The organism is Rhodopseudomonas sp. AAP120, assembly GCF_001295845.1.
In the GTDB taxonomy this organism is placed as follows: Bacteria; Pseudomonadota; Alphaproteobacteria; order Rhizobiales; family Xanthobacteraceae; genus Rhodopseudomonas.
Genome location: NZ_LJIC01000161.1, coordinates 1 through 17523, shown reverse-complemented (window position 1 = coordinate 17523; position 17523 = coordinate 1). Strand labels below are relative to the sequence as shown.

The window sequence follows — 17523 nt, the reverse complement described above, 5'->3', positions numbered from 1 at the left end:
CAATCTCCCCTCCCCCTTGCGGGGAGGGGTCGGGGGTGGGGGTCCCCAGGCACAGAGCTGGCGCTGTTCGCAGGCACAGCGCCCGCGTCGCCTTCACACGGGCGCTGTGCCCGCGTCGCCCTCACCCCAACCCTCTCCCGCAGGCGGGAGAGGGTTGGGGTGCCGGTGGCGCGGGCTCGGTGCTTGCCGGACGGAGGCTTAGTTCTTCGCGTTGATCTCGGCGGAGCTTTGCGCGGCGGCGCTGAGCTGCGCGGAGATGGCGGCGGTCTGGGCGGCGTCGCCCCAGCTCGGGGCGTCGCTGCCGTCGCCCCAGGCGCGCGGGCGATAGAAGGTGTGCACGCCGGTCTTGTACATCTTCTTCATCTCGTGAACCCAGGACGGCCGCACCCAATAGGCGTGATAGTGCGTCGACTTGGCCACTTCCGGCAGCCACAGCTTGCCGTCGAGCATCGCGGCGGCGATGCGCTTGGCGCGGTCCCACATCTCCGGTTCGCGGACCACGTCGGCGATGCGGTCGCAGGCGAAGGTGAACTGGCAGGCGTAGCGGCGATGCTTGTTCTGATACACGACGCCGCAGACATTGGTCGGATAGAAGCCGGAGAACGCGCGGTTGAGTACTACCTGCGCGACCGCGATCTGGCCGCGCACCTTCTCGCCACGCGACTCGAAATACACCGCTTCGGCAAGGCACTTCTCGTGCTTGGCACGCAGCTTCGGATCGCTCAGGCCGAGCCGCTCTGCCGGGGTACGGACGTGGTGATCGACATTGACCTCGCCCTTGCCCGCAATGGTCTCGCCGGACGAATCCGGACCGACCGCGGCCGAGGTCAGCGGCGTTTTCATGTCCGGATCGGCGCCGTTCGGCGTCACGATCATCGGCTCTTCGCCCGGCTCCCACTGCTCGAGCGATTCCTGCATGCCGCCGAGCGAGCCGGTGCCGAAGAACAGGCTCGAGGTCTTGACGGTGAACGGATCGCGCGTCGGCGCAGCGGACGCCGTGGCGCCGGCCGAGGCCGGGCCGTGAACCGAATCGATATCGGCGCCGGCGCCGTATTGCGGCAGCGGCTCCGAGGTCAGCGCTTCGGCGAGTTCCGGATCGAGCGGCGTCGTGTCGCTCGGCGCCTGCTCGGCGGTCTTGGCACCGGCGACGTTCGGCGCGGCCGAATCGTCGGTCCCTGACGGCGCGGCGTCGGTCGGCGCGGCCTGGTCCGGCTTGAAGATGGCGAGGCGATCGCCCTTCAGGGTGCGATCGACCGCCGGGAAATCGGAGGCCTGATACGGCGTCGGCGGCTGCAGCAGACGGTTGCGGCTCAGCGAGCCGCCGAGGCCGGATTTGCCGTCGAGGCTGGCGAGCTGATAGGTCGAGCCCTGCGGCGACCAGGTGCCGATCGGACGGCCGAACGAGAACGTCGCGACCTGGATGGAGCCGACCGACGAGGCGAACATCCGCTTCTGCCAGCGCTCGGTGACGCCGGGCTGGCGGGCCAGCAGCGACGCGATATCCTGATAGCCGATTTCGGTCGGCATCCCCGCGAAGACGCAGAGGCCGAGACCGAAGGACGCAATCCGTGCGCCCTTCGGCCGGTTACGCATGACTGACATCGGTACGCTCACGCAACGCTTACTCGGATCCACGTCCGACGATTTCGGACAAGTTGATCGTTTCCGGTGATATCCAATTAAAGTTGCTCAGCGGTTAATCAGCGATGCGCACAGGCCACACGCAAGCCGGACTCGTGATCGGCCGGGGGTGATCGAAAGGCCTGGTAAACGGCGGCTTTTCGAAAAGCGTAAACGAACCGTTGACGACGCGATCGTCTGGACTGTCCTGTTCACATCCCCACAAAAACCGTCATGGCCGGGCTCGTCCCGGCCATGACGCGTGGAGAAGCGGCGGCGACTAACTGGCGACAGGTTTCCCGGCTGGCATCGTCCGCCTCAGCGCGACGCCTTTGACCAGCGCGTAGATCGCCGGGATGACGATCAGGGTCAGCAGCGTCGACGACACCATGCCGCCGATCATCGGCACGGCGATGCGCTGCATGAGCTCGGAGCCGGTGCCGGTGCTCCACAGGATCGGCAGCAGGCCGGCCATGATCGCCACCACGGTCATCACCTTCGGCCGCACCCGCTCGACCGCGCCGTGCTTGATCGCTTCAGTGAGATCGGCGCGGTCGAGCGCCCGGCCCTCCGCGGCGCGGCGGACGCGGACCTCGTCCAGCGCGTGCTCGAGATAGATCAGCATCACCACGCCGGTCTCGGCGGCGACGCCGGCCAGCGCGATGAAGCCGACCACGACGGCCACCGACAGGTTGAAGCCGAGCACCCACATCAGCCAGATGCCGCCGACCAGCGCGAACGGCAGCGACAGCATCACGATCATCGTATCTGCGACCGAGCGGAAGTTGAGGTACAGCAGCAGGAAGATGATCAGCAGCGTCACCGGCACGACGATCTGAAGCCGCGCCGCGGCGCGTTCGAGATATTCGTACTGCCCGCTCCAGACGAGATACGAGCCGGGCGGGAACGTGACGCTGGCCTTCACCGCGTCGCGTGCGTCCGCGACGTAGCCGCCGAGATCGCGATCGCGGATGTCGATGTAGATGTACACCGCGAGCTGGCCGTTCTCGGTGCGGATCGAGGTCGGGCCGCGCGCCGGCGTGATGCTGGCGACTTCGCCGAGCGGCACCGCGCCGCCCGCCGGCATCGGCACCAACACTTCGCTGGCGATCGTCTGCGGGCTGTCGCGCAGGTCGCGCGGATAGCGCATGTTGACGCCGAAGCGCTGGCGGCCCTCCACTGTCGTCGTGATGGTCTGGCCGCCGAGCGCGGTCGCGATCACGTCCTGCACGTCCTGGATCGCCAGGCCGTAGCGCGCCATCGCGGCGCGATCCGGCGTGATCTCCAGATAGTAGCCGCCGAGCGCGCGCTCCGCATAAGCTGAGGACGTGCCCGGAACTTTCTTCAGCACCTGCTCGATCTGCTTGGCGAGTTTCTCGATCTCGCTCAAGTCCGTGCCGATCACCTTGATGCCGAGCGGCGTGCGGATTCCGGTCGACAGCATGTCGATGCGCGACTTGATCGGCATCGTCCAGGCGTTGGAGACGCCGGGGAACTGCAGCGCGCGGTCCATCTCGGCGGTGAGGCTCTCCAGCGTGACGCCGGCGCGCCACTCCGCCTTGGGCTTGAGGTTGATGATGGTCTCGAACATTTCCGATGGCGCCGGATCGGTCGCGGTCGCGGCGCGACCGGCCTTGCCGTACACCGAGGCGACTTCCGGGAACGAGCGGATGATGCGGTCCTGCGTCTGCAGCAGCTCCGCCGCCTTGGTGATCGAGATACCCGGCAGCGTCGTCGGCATGTACAGCAGCGTGCCCTCGTTGAGGTTGGGCATAAACTCGGTGCCGAGCTGACGCGCCGGCCAGATCGTCACGACAAGAATTGCAACTGCCGCCAGGATCACCAGCAGCTTGGCCTTCAGCACCGCATCGATCACCGGACGATAGATCGCGATCAGCACGCGATTGATCGGGTTCTTGTGTTCCGGGACGATGCGGCCGCGGACGAAGATCACCATCAGGGCCGGCACCAGCGTCACCGACAGCAGCGCGGCGGCCGCCATCGCGAAGGTCTTGGTGAAGGCCAGCGGGCTGAACAGCCGCCCCTCCTGCGACTCCAGCGTGAAGATCGGCATGAACGACACGGTGATGATCAGCAGGCTGAAGAACAGCGCCGGGCCGACCTCGGCGGCAGCCTCGATCAGCACCTCGACGCGCGGCCGCTCGGGCGGCGCGCGTTCCAGATGCTTGTGGGCGTTTTCGATCATCACGATCGCCGCGTCGATCATCGCACCGATCGCGATCGCAATGCCGCCGAGGCTCATGATGTTGGCGCCGATGCCGAGCAGCTTCATCGCGCCGAAGGCGATCAGGATGCCGACCGGCAGCATGATGATCGCCACCAGCGCGCTGCGCACATGCAGCAGGAACACGATGCAGACCAGCGCCACAACGATGCTCTCCTCGACCAGCGTGCTCTTCAGCGTCGCGATCGCCGCGTCGATCAATTGAGAGCGATCATAGACCGGCACGATCTCGACCGACTTGGGAAGGCTCGAGGCGATCTCGGCAAAGCGCTTCTTGACGTTGTCGATGACGTCGCGGGCGTTGACGCCGAAGCGCTGCAGCACGATGCCGCTGGCGACCTCGCCCTCGCCGTTCAGTTCGGCGAGGCCGCGCCGCTCGTCGGGTCCGAGCTCGACGCGGGCGACGTCGCGCAGCAGCACCGGCGTGCCGCCGGTCACCTTCAGCACGATGTTGCCGAGATCGTTGATGCCCTTGAGATAACCCTTGCCGCGGATGACGTATTCGAACTCCGACAGTTCAACGGTGCGGCCGCCGACATCGGCATTGCTGGCGCGGATCGCGTCGCGGATTTTCGGCATGGTGATGCCGAGGTCGCGCATCCGCTGCGGATCGAGCACGACGTTGTACTGCCGCACGAAGCCACCGACGCTGGCGACCTCGGCGACGCCCTCGGCGCGGGCCAGCGCGAATTTCAGATTCCAGTCCTGGATGGCGCGGGTGTCGGCGAGGTTGAGCTCCTTCGACATCACCGCGTATTGATACACCCAGCCGACGCCGGTGGCGTCCGGCCCAATCGTCGGCGTCACGCCGGCCGGCAGCCGCGACGCCGCGCCGTTGAGGAATTCGAGCACGCGCGGGCGCGCCCAATAGATGTCGGTGCCGTCCTCGAAGATCACATAGACGAACGACACGCCGAAGAACGAGAAGCCTCGCACCACCTTGGCGCGCGGCACGGTGAGCATCGCGGTGGTCAGCGGATAGGTGACCTGATCCTCGATCACCTGCGGCGCCTGGCCAGGATAATCGGTGTAGACGATCACTTGCGTGTCGGAAAGATCCGGGATGGCGTCGAGCGGCAGATGCTTGAGCGCATAGAGCCCGGCCGCGGCTGCGAAGCCGGCGCCGAACAGCACCAGCAGCAGGTTGCGCGCCGACCAGCTAATCAGACGGGCGATCATGGCTGCGCTCCTTCGCTTGTGAAGCTCTTGAGCGCGGCGTTGAGATTGCTCTCAGCGTCGATCAGGAAGTTGGCGGACGTCACCACCGGCTCGCCTTCGCTGAGCCCGTCGCGGATCTCGACGGCGCCGCTGCCGCGCTGGCCGGTGTGCACCACGCGCGGCTCGTAGCGGCCGCCGCCCTTGTCGACGAACACGATCCGCTTGCTGCCGGAGTCGAGCACTGCGCTGTCCAGAACCGCGAGCACCGGCTCGGCGCTGCCGGCGTCGATCTCAGCGTCGACATACATCTCTGGCAGCAGCGCCAGATCCGGGTTGTCGAGTTCGATCCGCACCCGTGCGGTGCGCGCCTCCTTGTTGAGCTGCGGATAGATCAGCTTGACCTCGCCGTGGAAGACGCGGCCCGGGAACGACCGCGCGCGGATCATCACCATCTGGCCAGGAGCCACCGCGCCGAGATCGCGCTCGGCGATCTCGATGGTGGCCCACAGCTTGGAGATATCGGCGATGCGGAACAGCACGTCGCCGGGCTGCGCCCGCATGCCTTCGATGGCGCTGCGCTCCAGCACGACGCCGTCGCGCGGCGCCTGCCATTCGATTGTCACCGGCGCCACGCCGGTCTTGTCCATCGCGGCGATCGCCGCCTCCGGCACGTCGAGATTGATCAGCCGCTGCCGCGATCCGCGGCCGAACAGCGGCACGCTGCTGGTGGTCTTGGAGCCGATCGTCGAGATGTACTCGGCCGACGCCGCCGCGATCGCCGAGCTGTAGATCTGCATCAGCGGCTGGCCCTTGGTGACGCGGCTGCCGGTGGTGACGTCGGCGACGCTCTGCACGAAGCTCTCCGCGCGCATCGCGATCACCGAGACGCGGCGCTCGTCGAGCTGGATCACGCCGGGCGCGCGGATCACGGCACGGAGCTGCTTGCGCATCGCCGGCTCCGATTTGACGCCGCTACGCTGGATCTTGCCGGGCGACAGCTTCACGGCGCCGTCGTCGGCATCGTCGCCCTCGTAGACCGGGATGTAGTCCATCCCCATCGAGTCCTTCTTCGGCACCGGCGAGGTGTCGGCAAGGCCCATCGGGTTGCGATAGAACTTGACCTTGCGCGTCGTCGACACCGGCGGCGGTGGCGGCATTGCCGGCGCATCGTCCTCGAAGTTCAAGTCGGCGCTCGGCGGCACCGGCCGGAAATCGCGGCCGTCTGCGGTCTTGCGCGGCGTCAGCGAATAGGCCGGCTTGCCGTCGGGGTCCTGGTAATAGATCGGCTCGTCGCTGGATTGCTGCGCCGAGGCCGGCGCGATCAGCGATGTCGTCAGACGCAGGTGCTCGCGCACACCCGGCAGGCCGCCGACCGCCACCGCAAGCACTGCGATGGCGGCGGCCGCGAGACCGGTGCGGCTCACTTGTTGGCCGTGATGACCAGTTTGCCTTCGACCGTGCCGGTCTCGCCCTGCACCTTGGCGCCGAGCGACAGCAGCCAGCGGCCTTCCATGCCGAACGCCGCCTTGAACCGGTAGCTGCCGGGCTCGCCGCCCGGTTCGCGCACGATCTTGGTCGCCATCTCGGCCATGCCGTCGGGCGCCATGTCGAGCCGCATCGCGAAGATCACCGCATCCGGCACCGGCTTGCCGGTGACCTTGTTGATGAGCTGCACGGTGACGAGCTTGTCGCGGCCGACCGAGACGGTCGGCTCGGCGAGGCGGAATTCGTAGTCCTTGATGTCGGCGAGCGAAGGGGTGGCGAAGCCGAGCACGGCCACGCCGACGAGCGCGGCCCGCAGGGCGCGCGAAAATGCGATCTTCATGTGAGGTACCTCTGATCAGTGGGTCTGGCCGCAGACGCGGCAGGCGCGTCGCGCGACCTCAGTCACGCGACGAAGCGCGGCGCGAGGCGCCGCTCAGACCAGCGATCGAGGTGGATGTTCGGGCGGTGGATGGCCTAGGCCGTCGCGCGCGAAATCGGCGTTGGCGAGGGTGGTGCCGCCCGTCAGGATCGGCAGAGGCACCGCAACGGCGCCGGGCATGCCGGTGAGGAAGCCGGCCGAGCAGCCGGCCATCGACAGACACTTGCCGCAATCGACCGGCGCTTTCGGCGTCTCGGACGGGCAGCACGGCATCTCGGCGATTTCGTCGAAGCCGGCGGCGGACATGTCGTCCACTGCCGCGGGGGCCGCGTCGTGGCCGGCGATGGCGTGATCCGCCATGGCCTGATCTGCCATTCCTTGATCCGCCGTGCTCTGCATCGCCATGTGCTGCATGGGCATGTGCTGCATGGCCGTGCCGTGCATCGCAGCGCCATCACCGCTCATGCCGTGCATTGCAACGGGCAAAGCCGACGGCGCCCCGGCCATCACAGGCCGCGCCAACGGCGCCAGCACAAGGCCGGCGACCATCACGACCGCAAGCAGCCGGCGTATGGCGAGAAACAGGGTCACGGATGCAGGATCGCATATTTCGCGGCACTGCGGAAGATGCGGGGCGGACCGGAGGCAAGCGCCTTTCCGCCGATCGCTTGGAGCGAGCGCGCCCTCCCGCCATCGGAGCGAGCACGGCCTCTCCCCGTCATTGCGAGGAGCGAAGCGACGAAGCAATCCAGCCCCGTGCGCGGCGCTGGATTGCTTCGCTTCGCTCGCAATGACGGGGAGAGTCCTCGTCGTGACAGGAAGAGGGACACGCAATGATGGGAAAGCAGGAGAGTATCCCCGCGCTCTCCGGTCATCGCCCGGCTTGACCGGGCGACCCAGTATTGCAGGGCGTTAATTGCTTACAACGAGCGCCCTGGGATACTGGGTCACCCGCATGCGCGGGTGATGACGGTGGGGTGTTGGGCTGAGCGCAGCGCCCACGCGCTACGCTCGAGTCTTGCAGTTCGCGGCGTTACGCCTGGCTGGCGATCGCCTTGCCGAGCGCCGCCTGCGCCGCAGCGAGGCGGGCGATCGGCACGCGATAAGGCGAGCACGACACGTAGTTGAGGCCGACTTCGTGGCAGAACGCGACCGAGGCCGGGTCGCCGCCGTGCTCGCCGCAGATGCCGAGCTTGAGGTCGGGGCGGGTCTTGCGGCCGCGCTCGACGCCGATCTTGACCAGTTCGCCGACGCCGTCGCGATCCACCGAGACGAACGGGTCGATCGCGAAGATGCCCTTCTCGATATAGGTACCGAGGAAGCTGGCGGCGTCGTCGCGGCTGATGCCGAAGGTGGTCTGGGTCAGGTCGTTGGTGCCGAACGAGAAGAATTCGGCGCTCTCGGCGACGTCGCCGGCCATCAGGCAGGCGCGCGGCAGCTCGATCATGGTGCCGACCTGATACTTGAGCTTGGCGCCGGTCTCGCGGTTGACGGCATGCGCGGTGGCGTCGATGCGGGCCTTGACCAGATCGAACTCGGCGCGGGTCGCGATCAGCGGCACCATCACTTCGAGACCGACCTGCTCGCCGGTGCGCTTTTCGGCCTCGACCGCGGCCTCGAAGATGGCGCGGGCCTGCATCTCGGCGATCTCCGGATAGGCGATCGCCAGACGGCAGCCGCGGAAGCCGAGCATCGGGTTGAACTCGGCGAGATCGCGAGCGCGGTCGGCCAGCCGGCGCGGATCGGCGTTCATGGCGCGCGCCACTTCCTCAATCTCGGCGTGGCTGTGCGGCAGGAATTCGTGCAGCGGCGGATCGAGCAGACGGATGGTGACCGGCAGGCCCTTCATGATCTCGAACAGCTCGACGAAGTCGGCGCGCTGCATCGGCAGCAGCTTGGCGAGCGCGGCGCGGCGCGCCTGCTCGTCTTCGGCCAGGATCATCTCGCGCACCGTGCGGATGCGGGTCTCTTCGAAGAACATATGCTCGGTGCGGCACAGGCCGATGCCCTCGGCACCGAACTTGATCGCGGTGCGCGCATCGACCGGGGTGTCGGCGTTGACGCGGACCTTGAGCTTGCGGACGTCGTCGGCCCAGCCCATCAGCGTGTTGAAGTCGCCCGACAGCTCCGGCTCGATCATCGGCATGCGGCCGGCCAGCACCTGGCCGATCGCGCCGTCGATGGTGATGATGTCACCGGTCTTGAAGGTGCGGTTGCCGACGGTCATCGTGCCGCGGCCGTAATCGACGCGGATCGAGCCGCAGCCGGACACGCAGGGCTTGCCCATGCCGCGCGCCACCACGGCGGCGTGCGAGGTCATGCCGCCGCGGGTGGTGAGGATGCCTTCCGAGGCGTGCATGCCGTGGATGTCTTCGGGGCTGGTCTCGATGCGGACCAGGATGACCTTGCGGCCGTCGGCCTGCAGTTTGGCGGCTTCGTCCGACGAGAACACGATCTCGCCCGAGGCGGCGCCCGGCGAAGCCGGCAGGCCGGTGGCGATGACGTCGCGCTTGGCGTGCGGGTCGATGGTCGGGTGCAGCAGCTGATCGAGCGAGCCGGGCTCGATCCGCGTCACCGCGTCCTGCTTGCTGATCAGGCCTTCATGCGCGAGCTCGACCGCGATCCGCAGCGCCGCCTTGGCGGTGCGCTTGCCGCCGCGGGTCTGCAGCATCCACAGCTTGCCCTGCTCGACCGTGAATTCCATGTCCTGCATGTCACGGTAGTGCTTCTCGAGCAGCGTGTAGATCCGGGTCAGCTCCTGGAAGGCGTCCGGCATCGCCACTTCCATCGACGGCTTGTCGGAGCCGGATTCGAGGCGGGCGTGCTCGGTGATGTCCTGCGGGGTGCGGATGCCGGCGACGACGTCCTCGCCCTGGGCGTTGATCAGGAATTCGCCGTACAGCCGGCTCTCGCCGGTCGACGGGTTGCGGGTGAAGGCGACGCCGGTCGCCGAGGTCTCACCCATGTTGCCGAACACCATCGCCTGGACGTTGACGGCGGTGCCCCAGGATTCCGGAATGTCGTGCAGGCGCCGATAGGTCACCGCGCGGGCGTTCATCCACGACGAGAACACCGCGCCGATCGCGCCCCACAGCTGGTCGTTCGGATCCTGCGGGAAATCCTGGCCGATCTCGCGCGCCACCGCTTCCTTGTACTGGCCGACGAGCTGCACCCAGTCGTCCGCGTCGAGGTCGGTGTCGAGCGTGTAGCCCTTGGCATCCTTGTAGCTGTCGAGGATCTCTTCGAAATGATGGTGATCGAGGCCGAGCACGACGTCGGAATACATCGTGATGAAGCGGCGATAGCTGTCATAGGCGAAGCGGCGGTCGCCCGACTTGTTCGCCAGCGCCTCGACGGTCTCGTCGTTGAGGCCGAGATTGAGCACGGTGTCCATCATGCCCGGCATCGACGCGCGGGCGCCGGAGCGGACCGAGACCAGCAGCGGGTTCGACGCATCGCCGAAGCGCTTGCCGGTGATCTTGCCGACCTGTTCGAGCGCGCGCTCGACCTGCGTCTTCAGCTCCTTCGGATAGGTCTTATCGTTGGCGTAGAAATAGGTGCAGACCGAAGTCGGGATGGTGAAGCCGGGGGGCACCGGCAGGCCCAGATTGGCCATCTCGGCGAGGTTGGCGCCCTTGCCGCCGAGCAGGTCGCGCATGCTCGACTTGCCATCGGCCTTGCCGTCCCCGAAGGTGTAGACCCACTTGCCGGCCTTCGGCGCGCTCGCCGCGGCCGGGGCCTTGCTGGCCGCCTTGACGGCGCCCTTTCCGGCGGCGGGCTTCGCCACCGGCTTGCTGACCACGCTCTTCGCCGCGGGCTTCGCGGCCGGCTTGCTCACCGACTTGTTCGCTGGCTTGCTCAGCGGCTTGCCGGCAGACTTCGCTGCCTTCGCGGCCGGCTTCGGCGGGGTCTTGACCGTCGGCTTGCGGGCGCTTGCCGCGGCCTTGCCGCGGGCCGGGGCCTTGGCAAAAGCGGCCTTGGCGACGGGCTTCGGAGCGGAAGACTTCGGAGAAGACTTGGATTTCGCAGCGGTCTTCTTGGTCTTGGAAGCGGCTTTGGCCATGGCTTTAACGGTCCGCAGTACTGGGGGTGGGATTGGGCCGCTATACACCACGTTTTGCCGATTGCAAGCAAGGCGGCCGGCCGGTGACCGGCTTCCAGGCGACTAAAGGCGGAAGAAGCGCAACACGCCCATGCCAATGAGTCCGATGCAGATCAGGTAGACGGCCACCACGATGTTGAGCAGACGCGGCATCACCAGAATCAGGATGCCGGCAATCAGGGCAACAATGGCAGGAATGTGGGCGGTGGTGATGGTCATAGCAGTCGTCTCCGAGGTGAAAGGACGTGAGATCGAATCGCGAGCTGATTTGTAGCTGGCGCGGCAAGCGAGGGATACCGGCCACTGATCAACGACGATTTCGCAAGACGTTCCCTGCCGCCAGAAATAACCCGGAGGCGTGACGTTTTTTCCTCGGAACATAGCGCCGCGACAGGCATTGCCTCGGTGACTGCGCAGCATCGAGCGATCGCGGCGCGGTAAACCAACATCGTTTCGTTCAGGACGACACCGTCGCTGAACGACAGCCCGGGCGCACGACCTGCGACCGGGCCAGAGAACCCCGCCCCGTCCCCCGCCCGGGCGGGGTTCGTCTGTTTAGCGTCTCGTCACCGCGTATCGCGCGAAACCGCGCGGCCGCTCGCTGCGGCGGACGCCTTCTCTGCCTCGCGGCGACCTGTTAGGGTCGCACAGCCGCGCCGCTCCCTGGCCCGGCAACCGCCGATGGTGATCCCCGCCTCCGCGTCGGCTGGATCGTAATCATGCTCGCGACGCCCTCCTTCCACAGCCTCGGCCTTCTCCTGCTGCTCAGCTTCTTCCTCGGCTTCGCGTTCGAGGACTTCTTCGCCAAGGCCAGCTCGGCGCGGCCGGGTGGCATTCGCACCTTTCCGCTGCTCTCGCTCGGCGGCGGGCTGCTGTATCTGTTCGATCCGGCACACCTGGTCGCCTTCACCGGCGGACTGCTGGTGCTCGGCGTCTGGCTGTCGATCTTCTACAGCGTCCACCTGCGCGAACGCGACGAGCACGGCGAACGTAACGCCGGGCTGGTGGTGCTACTGCTCAACATCCACGCCTATCTGCTCGGCGCCGTGGCGCTGGCGCTGCCGCACTGGGTGGCGGTGGGCAGCACCGTGGTGGCGGTGCTGCTGCTGACCGGGCGCGACCAGCTGCACACGCTGGCGCGCCGCGTCGATACCAAGGAAGTCACCACCGCCGGACAATTCCTGATCCTGACCGGCGTGGTGCTGCCGCTGCTGCCGAACGAGCCGGTGACGACGCTGACCAGCATCACGCCGCAGCACGTCTGGCTGTCGCTGATCCTGGTCTGCACGCTGTCCTATGCGAGCTATCTGGCGCAGCGCTACTGGCCACCCGCCGCCCGCGGCTTGTGGATGCCGGCGATCGGCGGGTTGTACTCCTCGACCGCGACGACCGTGGTGCTGGCGCGGCAGGCGAATTCCGATCCGGCCGCGCGCCGCCAGGCGCTCGCCGGCATCACGCTGGCCACCGGCATCATGTATCTGCGCATCCTGGCGATCATCGCGGTGTTCAACATGGCGCTGGCGCGCGAGCTGGCGGCGCCGATGGGCGGCCTCGCCGCCGTCGCGCTGCTGATCGCCACGCTGCAATACTGGCTGATCAAGGCGCCGGCCGCGCAGGCGCAGAACCAGACCCCGCGCGGCAACCCGCTCGAGCTCGGCACCGCCGCAGTGTTCGCGGTGATGTTCGTGGTGATCTCGGTGGCCTCGACCTGGGTCAAGACGCAGTTCGGCACCGCCGGCATCTACTGGCTGGCCGCGATCGTCGGTTTCGCCGATATCGACCCGTTCGTGCTCAACCTCGCGCAGGGCGGCATCGCCGGCATCGGCGAGCACGCGGTGTCGATCGCGGTGCTGCTGGCCGCCTCGTCCAACAACGTGCTGAAAGCCACCTACGCGCTGTCGTTCGGCGGCCGCCAGACGCTGCAGAGCGCCGCGCTGCTGCTGCTGCTTGCGGTGGGCGGCGTGGTGCTGGCGGTGGTGTTGGCGGGCGTGAGGTTGTAGGCGCGAGGCAGTAAAAGTCTGATGGAATCAGACTTGCTGATGTGCAGATCTCGCAACACGCACAGCCTCATGGTGAGGAGGCGCGCAGCGCCGTCTCGAACCATGCGCCAGAGGCGCCCGTGGCTTCATCCTTCGAGACGCCGGCTTTGCCGGGTTCCTCAGGATGAGGACTCCGTCTAGCCGCTCTTCAGCAGCGACAGCAGCGTCGTGGTCGACTTGTAGCTCTGCACCGCATGATCACGGAACGCCGGCGTCCAGTTGGTGGCGGTGCGTTCTTCGGCGCTCATCGCCGAATAGGTGTTGAGCAGGCCGAGCGAGAAATCGGCCGGATTGCCTGAGGTCTGGCTCTGCTTCAGGGCGGTGAGGATGCTGGCGCGGTTGCGGCTGTCGAGTTCGCGCTTGGCCGCGAAGGTCTCCTGGTTCGAGAACAGATTGTCCTTGTTGAGCGAGATCGCCGACAGATCGCGGTTGCTCAGCACCGACAGATCGGCCTGCTGGCCGACCTTGCGGCCGGGATCGAACACCAGCTCCTTGCCGGCGGCCGCCGCGGCCTTGGCCTGCGCGTCGAGCGCGGCGCGCGCCGATTTGGCGACGCTGGCGAAATCCTGCGTCGGGATCGGGCTGCCGGACGGATATTGCGTCAGATAGGCGGCGACGGGATCGTTGCTGATGCCGGAGGGAATCTTGGTCGGATCGGCCTGCGTCGCGGTGATGCCCTTGCCGACCGCGGCGCGCTCGGCCTGCCAGGTCGACGTCGCCTTCTCCTCGCTGCTGGCGCCGTCGAGATAGTCGGCGGCGGCCTTGTAGACGGCATTGTAGTTGCCGGTGAGCTTGGCGGTCTGCGTCGCCGGCGACAGCGCCGCGTTGAAGCCGGCGATCCGCGTCACCGCTGCGAGGTTCTGCTCGGCCTCGGTGAACTTGCCGCCGGCATTGGAGGCGATCGCATACAGCGCGCGGCGATCGAGCGACGACAGATCGATCGTCGGCTTGCCGCTGGTGTCGTACGGCGCGCTGACGTTCGCCGCCTTGTAGAGCTTGTCGATCGCCGTGCGGCTGTCGCTGATGACGCTGGTGAAGTCCTTGGTGGCGGTGGCGCTGGCGAGCTGCGCCTTGGCCTGCGCCGAGAGCGTGAGATTGGTCGCCGCATTGCTGGCGCCGGGCAGCACGTCGTCGCTGGTGCCGTTGAGGATGTTCGCCAGCGAACTCTGCGACCCCGCCGCGCGGGCATAGGCCGCGCCGTATTGCGCATATCCGGGCAGTTGATTGGAAATCGACGTCATGGCGCGCCCCGCCGTCCGCAAAGAATTAAGGAACCCTTACCGAGCGCCACCCTTTCAGGACATGGTTAACGGAACGTAAATGTTGCTGGAGATTGCTGCGCCGGGCGGTTGCGGCGGTCGTCTTTGGAGAGCGCGCTCCGCTGCTGCACGCAAGCGATCGCTTTGGCGCAAGAGGCCGCCCAACCAAAAGCCGTCATGCGCGGGCTCGACCCGCGCATCCATCGCGCGCGCCAGCGCGCCTGAGCGAGTCGTCGCGAAGAGGATGGATTGCCGGGTCAAGCCCGGCAATGACGCGCGAGAGAGCGGAAGCGACGCTTGGAGAACGGCAAGTCCACGGGAAGAAGCGGCGACTGAGCACCAACCCCTCCCCGTCATTCCGGGGCACGAGCGCAGCTCGTGAGCCCGGAATCCATACTCCCTGGCCTCGCGTTTTGCGCACGGTCGCCGACCTGCCGTGCCCAACCACCAACATCGGTGGTTACGGATTCCGGGCTCGCCGCTGCGCGGCGCCCCGGAATGACGGAGGCGTTAGTCCTGGATCTTCGAGAAGTCCGCCACCGCCCGCGTCGCGGCGCGGATTTCATTGAGCAGCTTCAGGCGGTTTTCGCGGACGGCCTTGTCGTCGGCGTTGACCGTCACCTTGTCGAAGAACGCATCGACCGCCGGCCGCAGCCCGGCCATCGCCGTCATCGCCGCGGCGAAGTCTTCCTTCGCGACGGCGGCGCCGGCATCGGCCTTGGCGCGGTTGATCGCGGCGGCCAGCGCCTTCTCTTCGTCCTGCGCGTACAGCGCCGCCTCCGGCGCGCCGTCGAACGGGCGGCCGTCCTTCTTCTCCTCGATGCGCAGAATGTTGGCGGCACGCTTGGTGCCGGCGAGCAGGTTCTTGCCATCGTCGGTGGCAAGAAACGCCGCCAGCGCCTCGACGCGGCGGACGATCATCAGGATGTCGTCCTGTCCTTCGAGCGCGAACACCGCGTCAACGAGGTCGTGTCGCGCGCCTTGATCGCGGAGTTGGACTTTGAGGCGGTCGGCGAAGAAGGAGAGGAGGTCCGCGGACAACCTGTCTACTGACATGGATAGCCAACTCGTAGCCTCAATCCGACCGAGTGCAGCCTGCACATACTTCACCGCTATCTCGTCCAGATCATCAAACATCCAATGAGTGTAGAACCCATCCAACACTTCGAGCCTCTGCCTTAGCTCCTTAAAAGCGAAAACCCTCCTACCCAATTCTTCTTGATCATCCGGATCATGACTATTGAGATCAGGATCACCTATTTGGTGCATACTCGCGTCGGCAGCGTGGTTCTTTATGAAATCATCACCGTCGAGGAGACTTCGATAAGGCTGATCCTCCCAGGAAACACCAAGCGAAGCCTCTTCAGGGCCGCGCGGCGCGGCCAACGAGATGTATCGGGATGCAGGGTTGAAACCACGAACAAGAAACATCGCTATTGACGATGCGATAATACGAGAAACGTCAATCCGGCAATCTGAGGCTAGTATCAGCCTAATCACCCCCAGCGCCGCCCGTCGCAACGCATACGGGTCCTTACTCCCCGTCGGCTTCTCGTCGATCGCCCAGAAGCCGACCAGCGTATCGAGCTTGTCGGCCAGCGCCACCGCGATGCTGACCGGATCGGTCGGGACGCGATCGGTCGGACCCTGCGGCTTGTAGTGCTCCTCGCACGCCGCGGCGACCGACGCGTCTTCGCCTTGCGCCAGCGCGTAGTACTTGCCCATCAGGCCTTGCAGCTCGGGGAATTCGCCGACGACTTCCGTGACGAGATCAGCCTTCGCTAACTCAGCGGCCCGAGCGGCCTTTTCGGGATCGGCTCCGACGAGCGGCGCGATCTCGCGAGCAAGGCGAATGATCCGGTCGATACGCTCTCCCTGAGTACCAAGCTGGGCGTGGAAGACGATGTTCTGATCGCGCAGCTTCTTGAGGCGCTGATCGAGCGGCTTCAGTCCGCTGTCGCGATACTCCGGCAACGACTTGTGATCGGTGTCCCAGAAATGCTTCGCATCGCTGAGCCGCGCGCGGATCACGCGTTCGTTGCCGGCGGTGATGGCGGCGCCGCCGTCGCTGGCTTCGATGTTCGCCGTCAGGATGAACTTGTTGGCGAGCTTGCCGGTCGCCGGATCGGCGACCACGAAGCATTTCTGGTTGGCGCGGATGGTGGCGCGGATCACTTCGTCCGGGATCGACAAGAAGGCCTCGTCGAACGAGCCCATCAGCGGCACCGGCCATTCGACGAGACCCGAGACTTCGTCGAGCAGGCCGGAATCCTCGACCAGCGCGTAGTTCTGCGCCTGCGCCAGCGTCTTGGCGTCGGCCAGGATGATGTCGCGGCGGCGCTGCGGATCGAGCACGACCTTGGCGGCGGCAAGCTTGGCCTCGTAGTCCTCGAAGCGGCGCACGCTGATCTCGCCTGGCGCCATGAAGCGATGGCCGCGCGTCACCTGCCCGGCCTGAACGCCGCTGACGTCGAAGGCGACGACGTCCGGCTCCTCGGTGTCGATGCCGAAGGTGGCGATGATCGAATGCAGCGGCCGCACCCATTGCAGCGCGCCGGGCTTCGCCGAGCGCTCGCCCCAGCGCATCGATTTCGGCCACGGGAAGGTGCGGATGATCACCGGCAGGATCTCGGCCAGCACCTCGATCGCCGGCCGGCCCGGCTTCTCGATCAGCGCGACGTAGAAGTCGCCCTTCTTCGGATCGCGCTGGATCTTGGCCTCGTCGAGCGAAGCCAGCCCGGTCGCCTTGAGAAAGCCCTGCACCGCCGCATCCGGCGCGCCGACCTTCGGCCCCTTGCGCTCGTCCTTCAGATCCGGCTGCCGCGCCGGAATGCCGTGCACCGTCAACGCCAGCCGCCGCGGCGTCGCAAACGCCTTGGCGCCTTCGTACACCAGGCCCTCGGCGACCAGCTTGTCGGTGACGAGGCGCTTCAGGTCATCCGCAGCCTTCCCCTGCATCCGCGCCGGGATTTCTTCGGAGAACAGTTCGAGGAGGAGATCGGGCATTTAGATTTGATTCCGTGCGCGCGGCACCCCCACCCCCGACCCCTCCCCGCAAGGGGGAGGGGAGCAGGAGGCAGTGCCGGAAAGACAAGCCAACTCGGCCAAAGCAGAGTTCATGAAGACCAAAATCATTGAGCCTCCCGACGACGTCCGCGCGGCTTACGTGGAGCGCGCGGTCGTGGCTCCCCTCCCCCTTGCGGGGAGGGGGCGGGGGTGGGGGGCAACGCGGACTG

The 17523-nt window shown here is 66.8% G+C and carries 10 protein-coding genes; 1 reads left to right on the top strand and 9 read right to left on the bottom strand.

Annotated elements, in window-relative coordinates; genetic code table 11:
* Nucleotides 1–198: 198 nt before the first annotated feature.
* The 7 genes from IP86_RS23150 to IP86_RS28325 form a co-directional block, all read right to left on the bottom strand.
* Complete coding sequence (locus IP86_RS23150) at nucleotides 199–1602, bottom strand: cell wall hydrolase (RefSeq protein ID WP_054164792.1); 1404 nt, start codon at nucleotides 1600–1602, stop codon at nucleotides 199–201.
* 298 nt (nucleotides 1603–1900) lie between these two features.
* Nucleotides 1901–5044 carry an efflux RND transporter permease subunit gene (locus IP86_RS23145; RefSeq protein WP_054164791.1) on the bottom strand — a complete coding sequence of 1048 codons (3144 nt, stop codon included), beginning with the start codon at nucleotides 5042–5044 and terminating at the stop codon, nucleotides 1901–1903.
* Nucleotides 5041–6447 carry an efflux RND transporter periplasmic adaptor subunit gene (locus IP86_RS23140; RefSeq protein WP_054164790.1) on the bottom strand — a complete coding sequence of 469 codons (1407 nt, stop codon included), beginning with the start codon at nucleotides 6445–6447 and terminating at the stop codon, nucleotides 5041–5043. The genes IP86_RS23145 and IP86_RS23140 overlap by 4 nt, the downstream gene beginning before the upstream one ends.
* Nucleotides 6444–6848 (bottom strand): FixH family protein, encoded by a 405-nt coding sequence (locus IP86_RS23135; RefSeq protein WP_054164789.1) that lies wholly within the window; start codon nucleotides 6846–6848, stop codon nucleotides 6444–6446. Before IP86_RS23135 ends, IP86_RS23140 begins: the two co-directional genes overlap by 4 nt.
* Nucleotides 6849–6941: 93 nt before the next feature.
* A complete protein-coding gene (locus IP86_RS23130; RefSeq protein WP_054164788.1) occupies nucleotides 6942–7478 on the bottom strand; it encodes a hypothetical protein in 537 nt (178 codons plus the stop codon).
* A gap of 442 nt (nucleotides 7479–7920) precedes the next feature.
* Nucleotides 7921–10950 (bottom strand): pyruvate, phosphate dikinase, encoded by a 3030-nt coding sequence (ppdK, locus tag IP86_RS23125; protein WP_054164787.1) that lies wholly within the window; start codon nucleotides 10948–10950, stop codon nucleotides 7921–7923.
* A gap of 102 nt (nucleotides 10951–11052) precedes the next feature.
* Nucleotides 11053–11208: a DUF3096 domain-containing protein gene (locus tag IP86_RS28325; RefSeq protein WP_082364218.1), complete on the bottom strand. Its 156-nt coding sequence runs from the start codon at nucleotides 11206–11208 to the stop codon at nucleotides 11053–11055.
* A gap of 500 nt (nucleotides 11209–11708) precedes the next feature.
* On the opposite strand from IP86_RS28325, the gene IP86_RS23120 reads away from it, so the two are divergent.
* Complete coding sequence (locus tag IP86_RS23120) at nucleotides 11709–12989, top strand: MgtC/SapB family protein (protein ID WP_054164786.1); 1281 nt, start codon at nucleotides 11709–11711, stop codon at nucleotides 12987–12989.
* Nucleotides 12990–13165: 176 nt separating this feature from the next.
* On the opposite strand, the gene IP86_RS23115 is transcribed toward IP86_RS23120, so the two are convergent.
* Nucleotides 13166–14269 carry a hypothetical protein gene (locus IP86_RS23115; protein ID WP_054164785.1) on the bottom strand — a complete coding sequence of 368 codons (1104 nt, stop codon included), beginning with the start codon at nucleotides 14267–14269 and terminating at the stop codon, nucleotides 13166–13168.
* Between the two features lie 528 nt (nucleotides 14270–14797).
* Nucleotides 14798–17293 (bottom strand): glycine--tRNA ligase subunit beta, encoded by a 2496-nt coding sequence (gene glyS, locus IP86_RS23110; RefSeq protein WP_054164784.1) that lies wholly within the window; start codon nucleotides 17291–17293, stop codon nucleotides 14798–14800.
* Between the last annotated feature and the right edge of the window lie 230 nt (nucleotides 17294–17523).

Bases quoted from the DNA above. Each gene is read 5' to 3' on its own strand.
- IP86_RS23115 (WP_054164785.1), bottom strand. From the start codon at position 14,269: ATGACGTCGATTTCCAATCAACTGCCCGGATATGCGCAATACGGCGCG.
- glyS (WP_054164784.1), bottom strand. From the start codon at position 17,293: ATGCCCGATCTCCTCCTCGAACTGTTCTCCGAAGAAATCCCGGCGCGG.
- ppdK (WP_054164787.1), bottom strand. From the start codon at position 10,950: ATGGCCAAAGCCGCTTCCAAGACCAAGAAGACCGCTGCGAAATCCAAG.
- IP86_RS23145 (WP_054164791.1), bottom strand. From the start codon at position 5,044: ATGATCGCCCGTCTGATTAGCTGGTCGGCGCGCAACCTGCTGCTGGTG.
- IP86_RS23120 (WP_054164786.1), top strand. From the start codon at position 11,709: ATGCTCGCGACGCCCTCCTTCCACAGCCTCGGCCTTCTCCTGCTGCTC.
- IP86_RS23150 (WP_054164792.1), bottom strand. From the start codon at position 1,602: ATGTCAGTCATGCGTAACCGGCCGAAGGGCGCACGGATTGCGTCCTTC.
- IP86_RS23135 (WP_054164789.1), bottom strand. From the start codon at position 6,848: ATGAAGATCGCATTTTCGCGCGCCCTGCGGGCCGCGCTCGTCGGCGTG.
- IP86_RS28325 (WP_082364218.1), bottom strand. From the start codon at position 11,208: ATGACCATCACCACCGCCCACATTCCTGCCATTGTTGCCCTGATTGCC.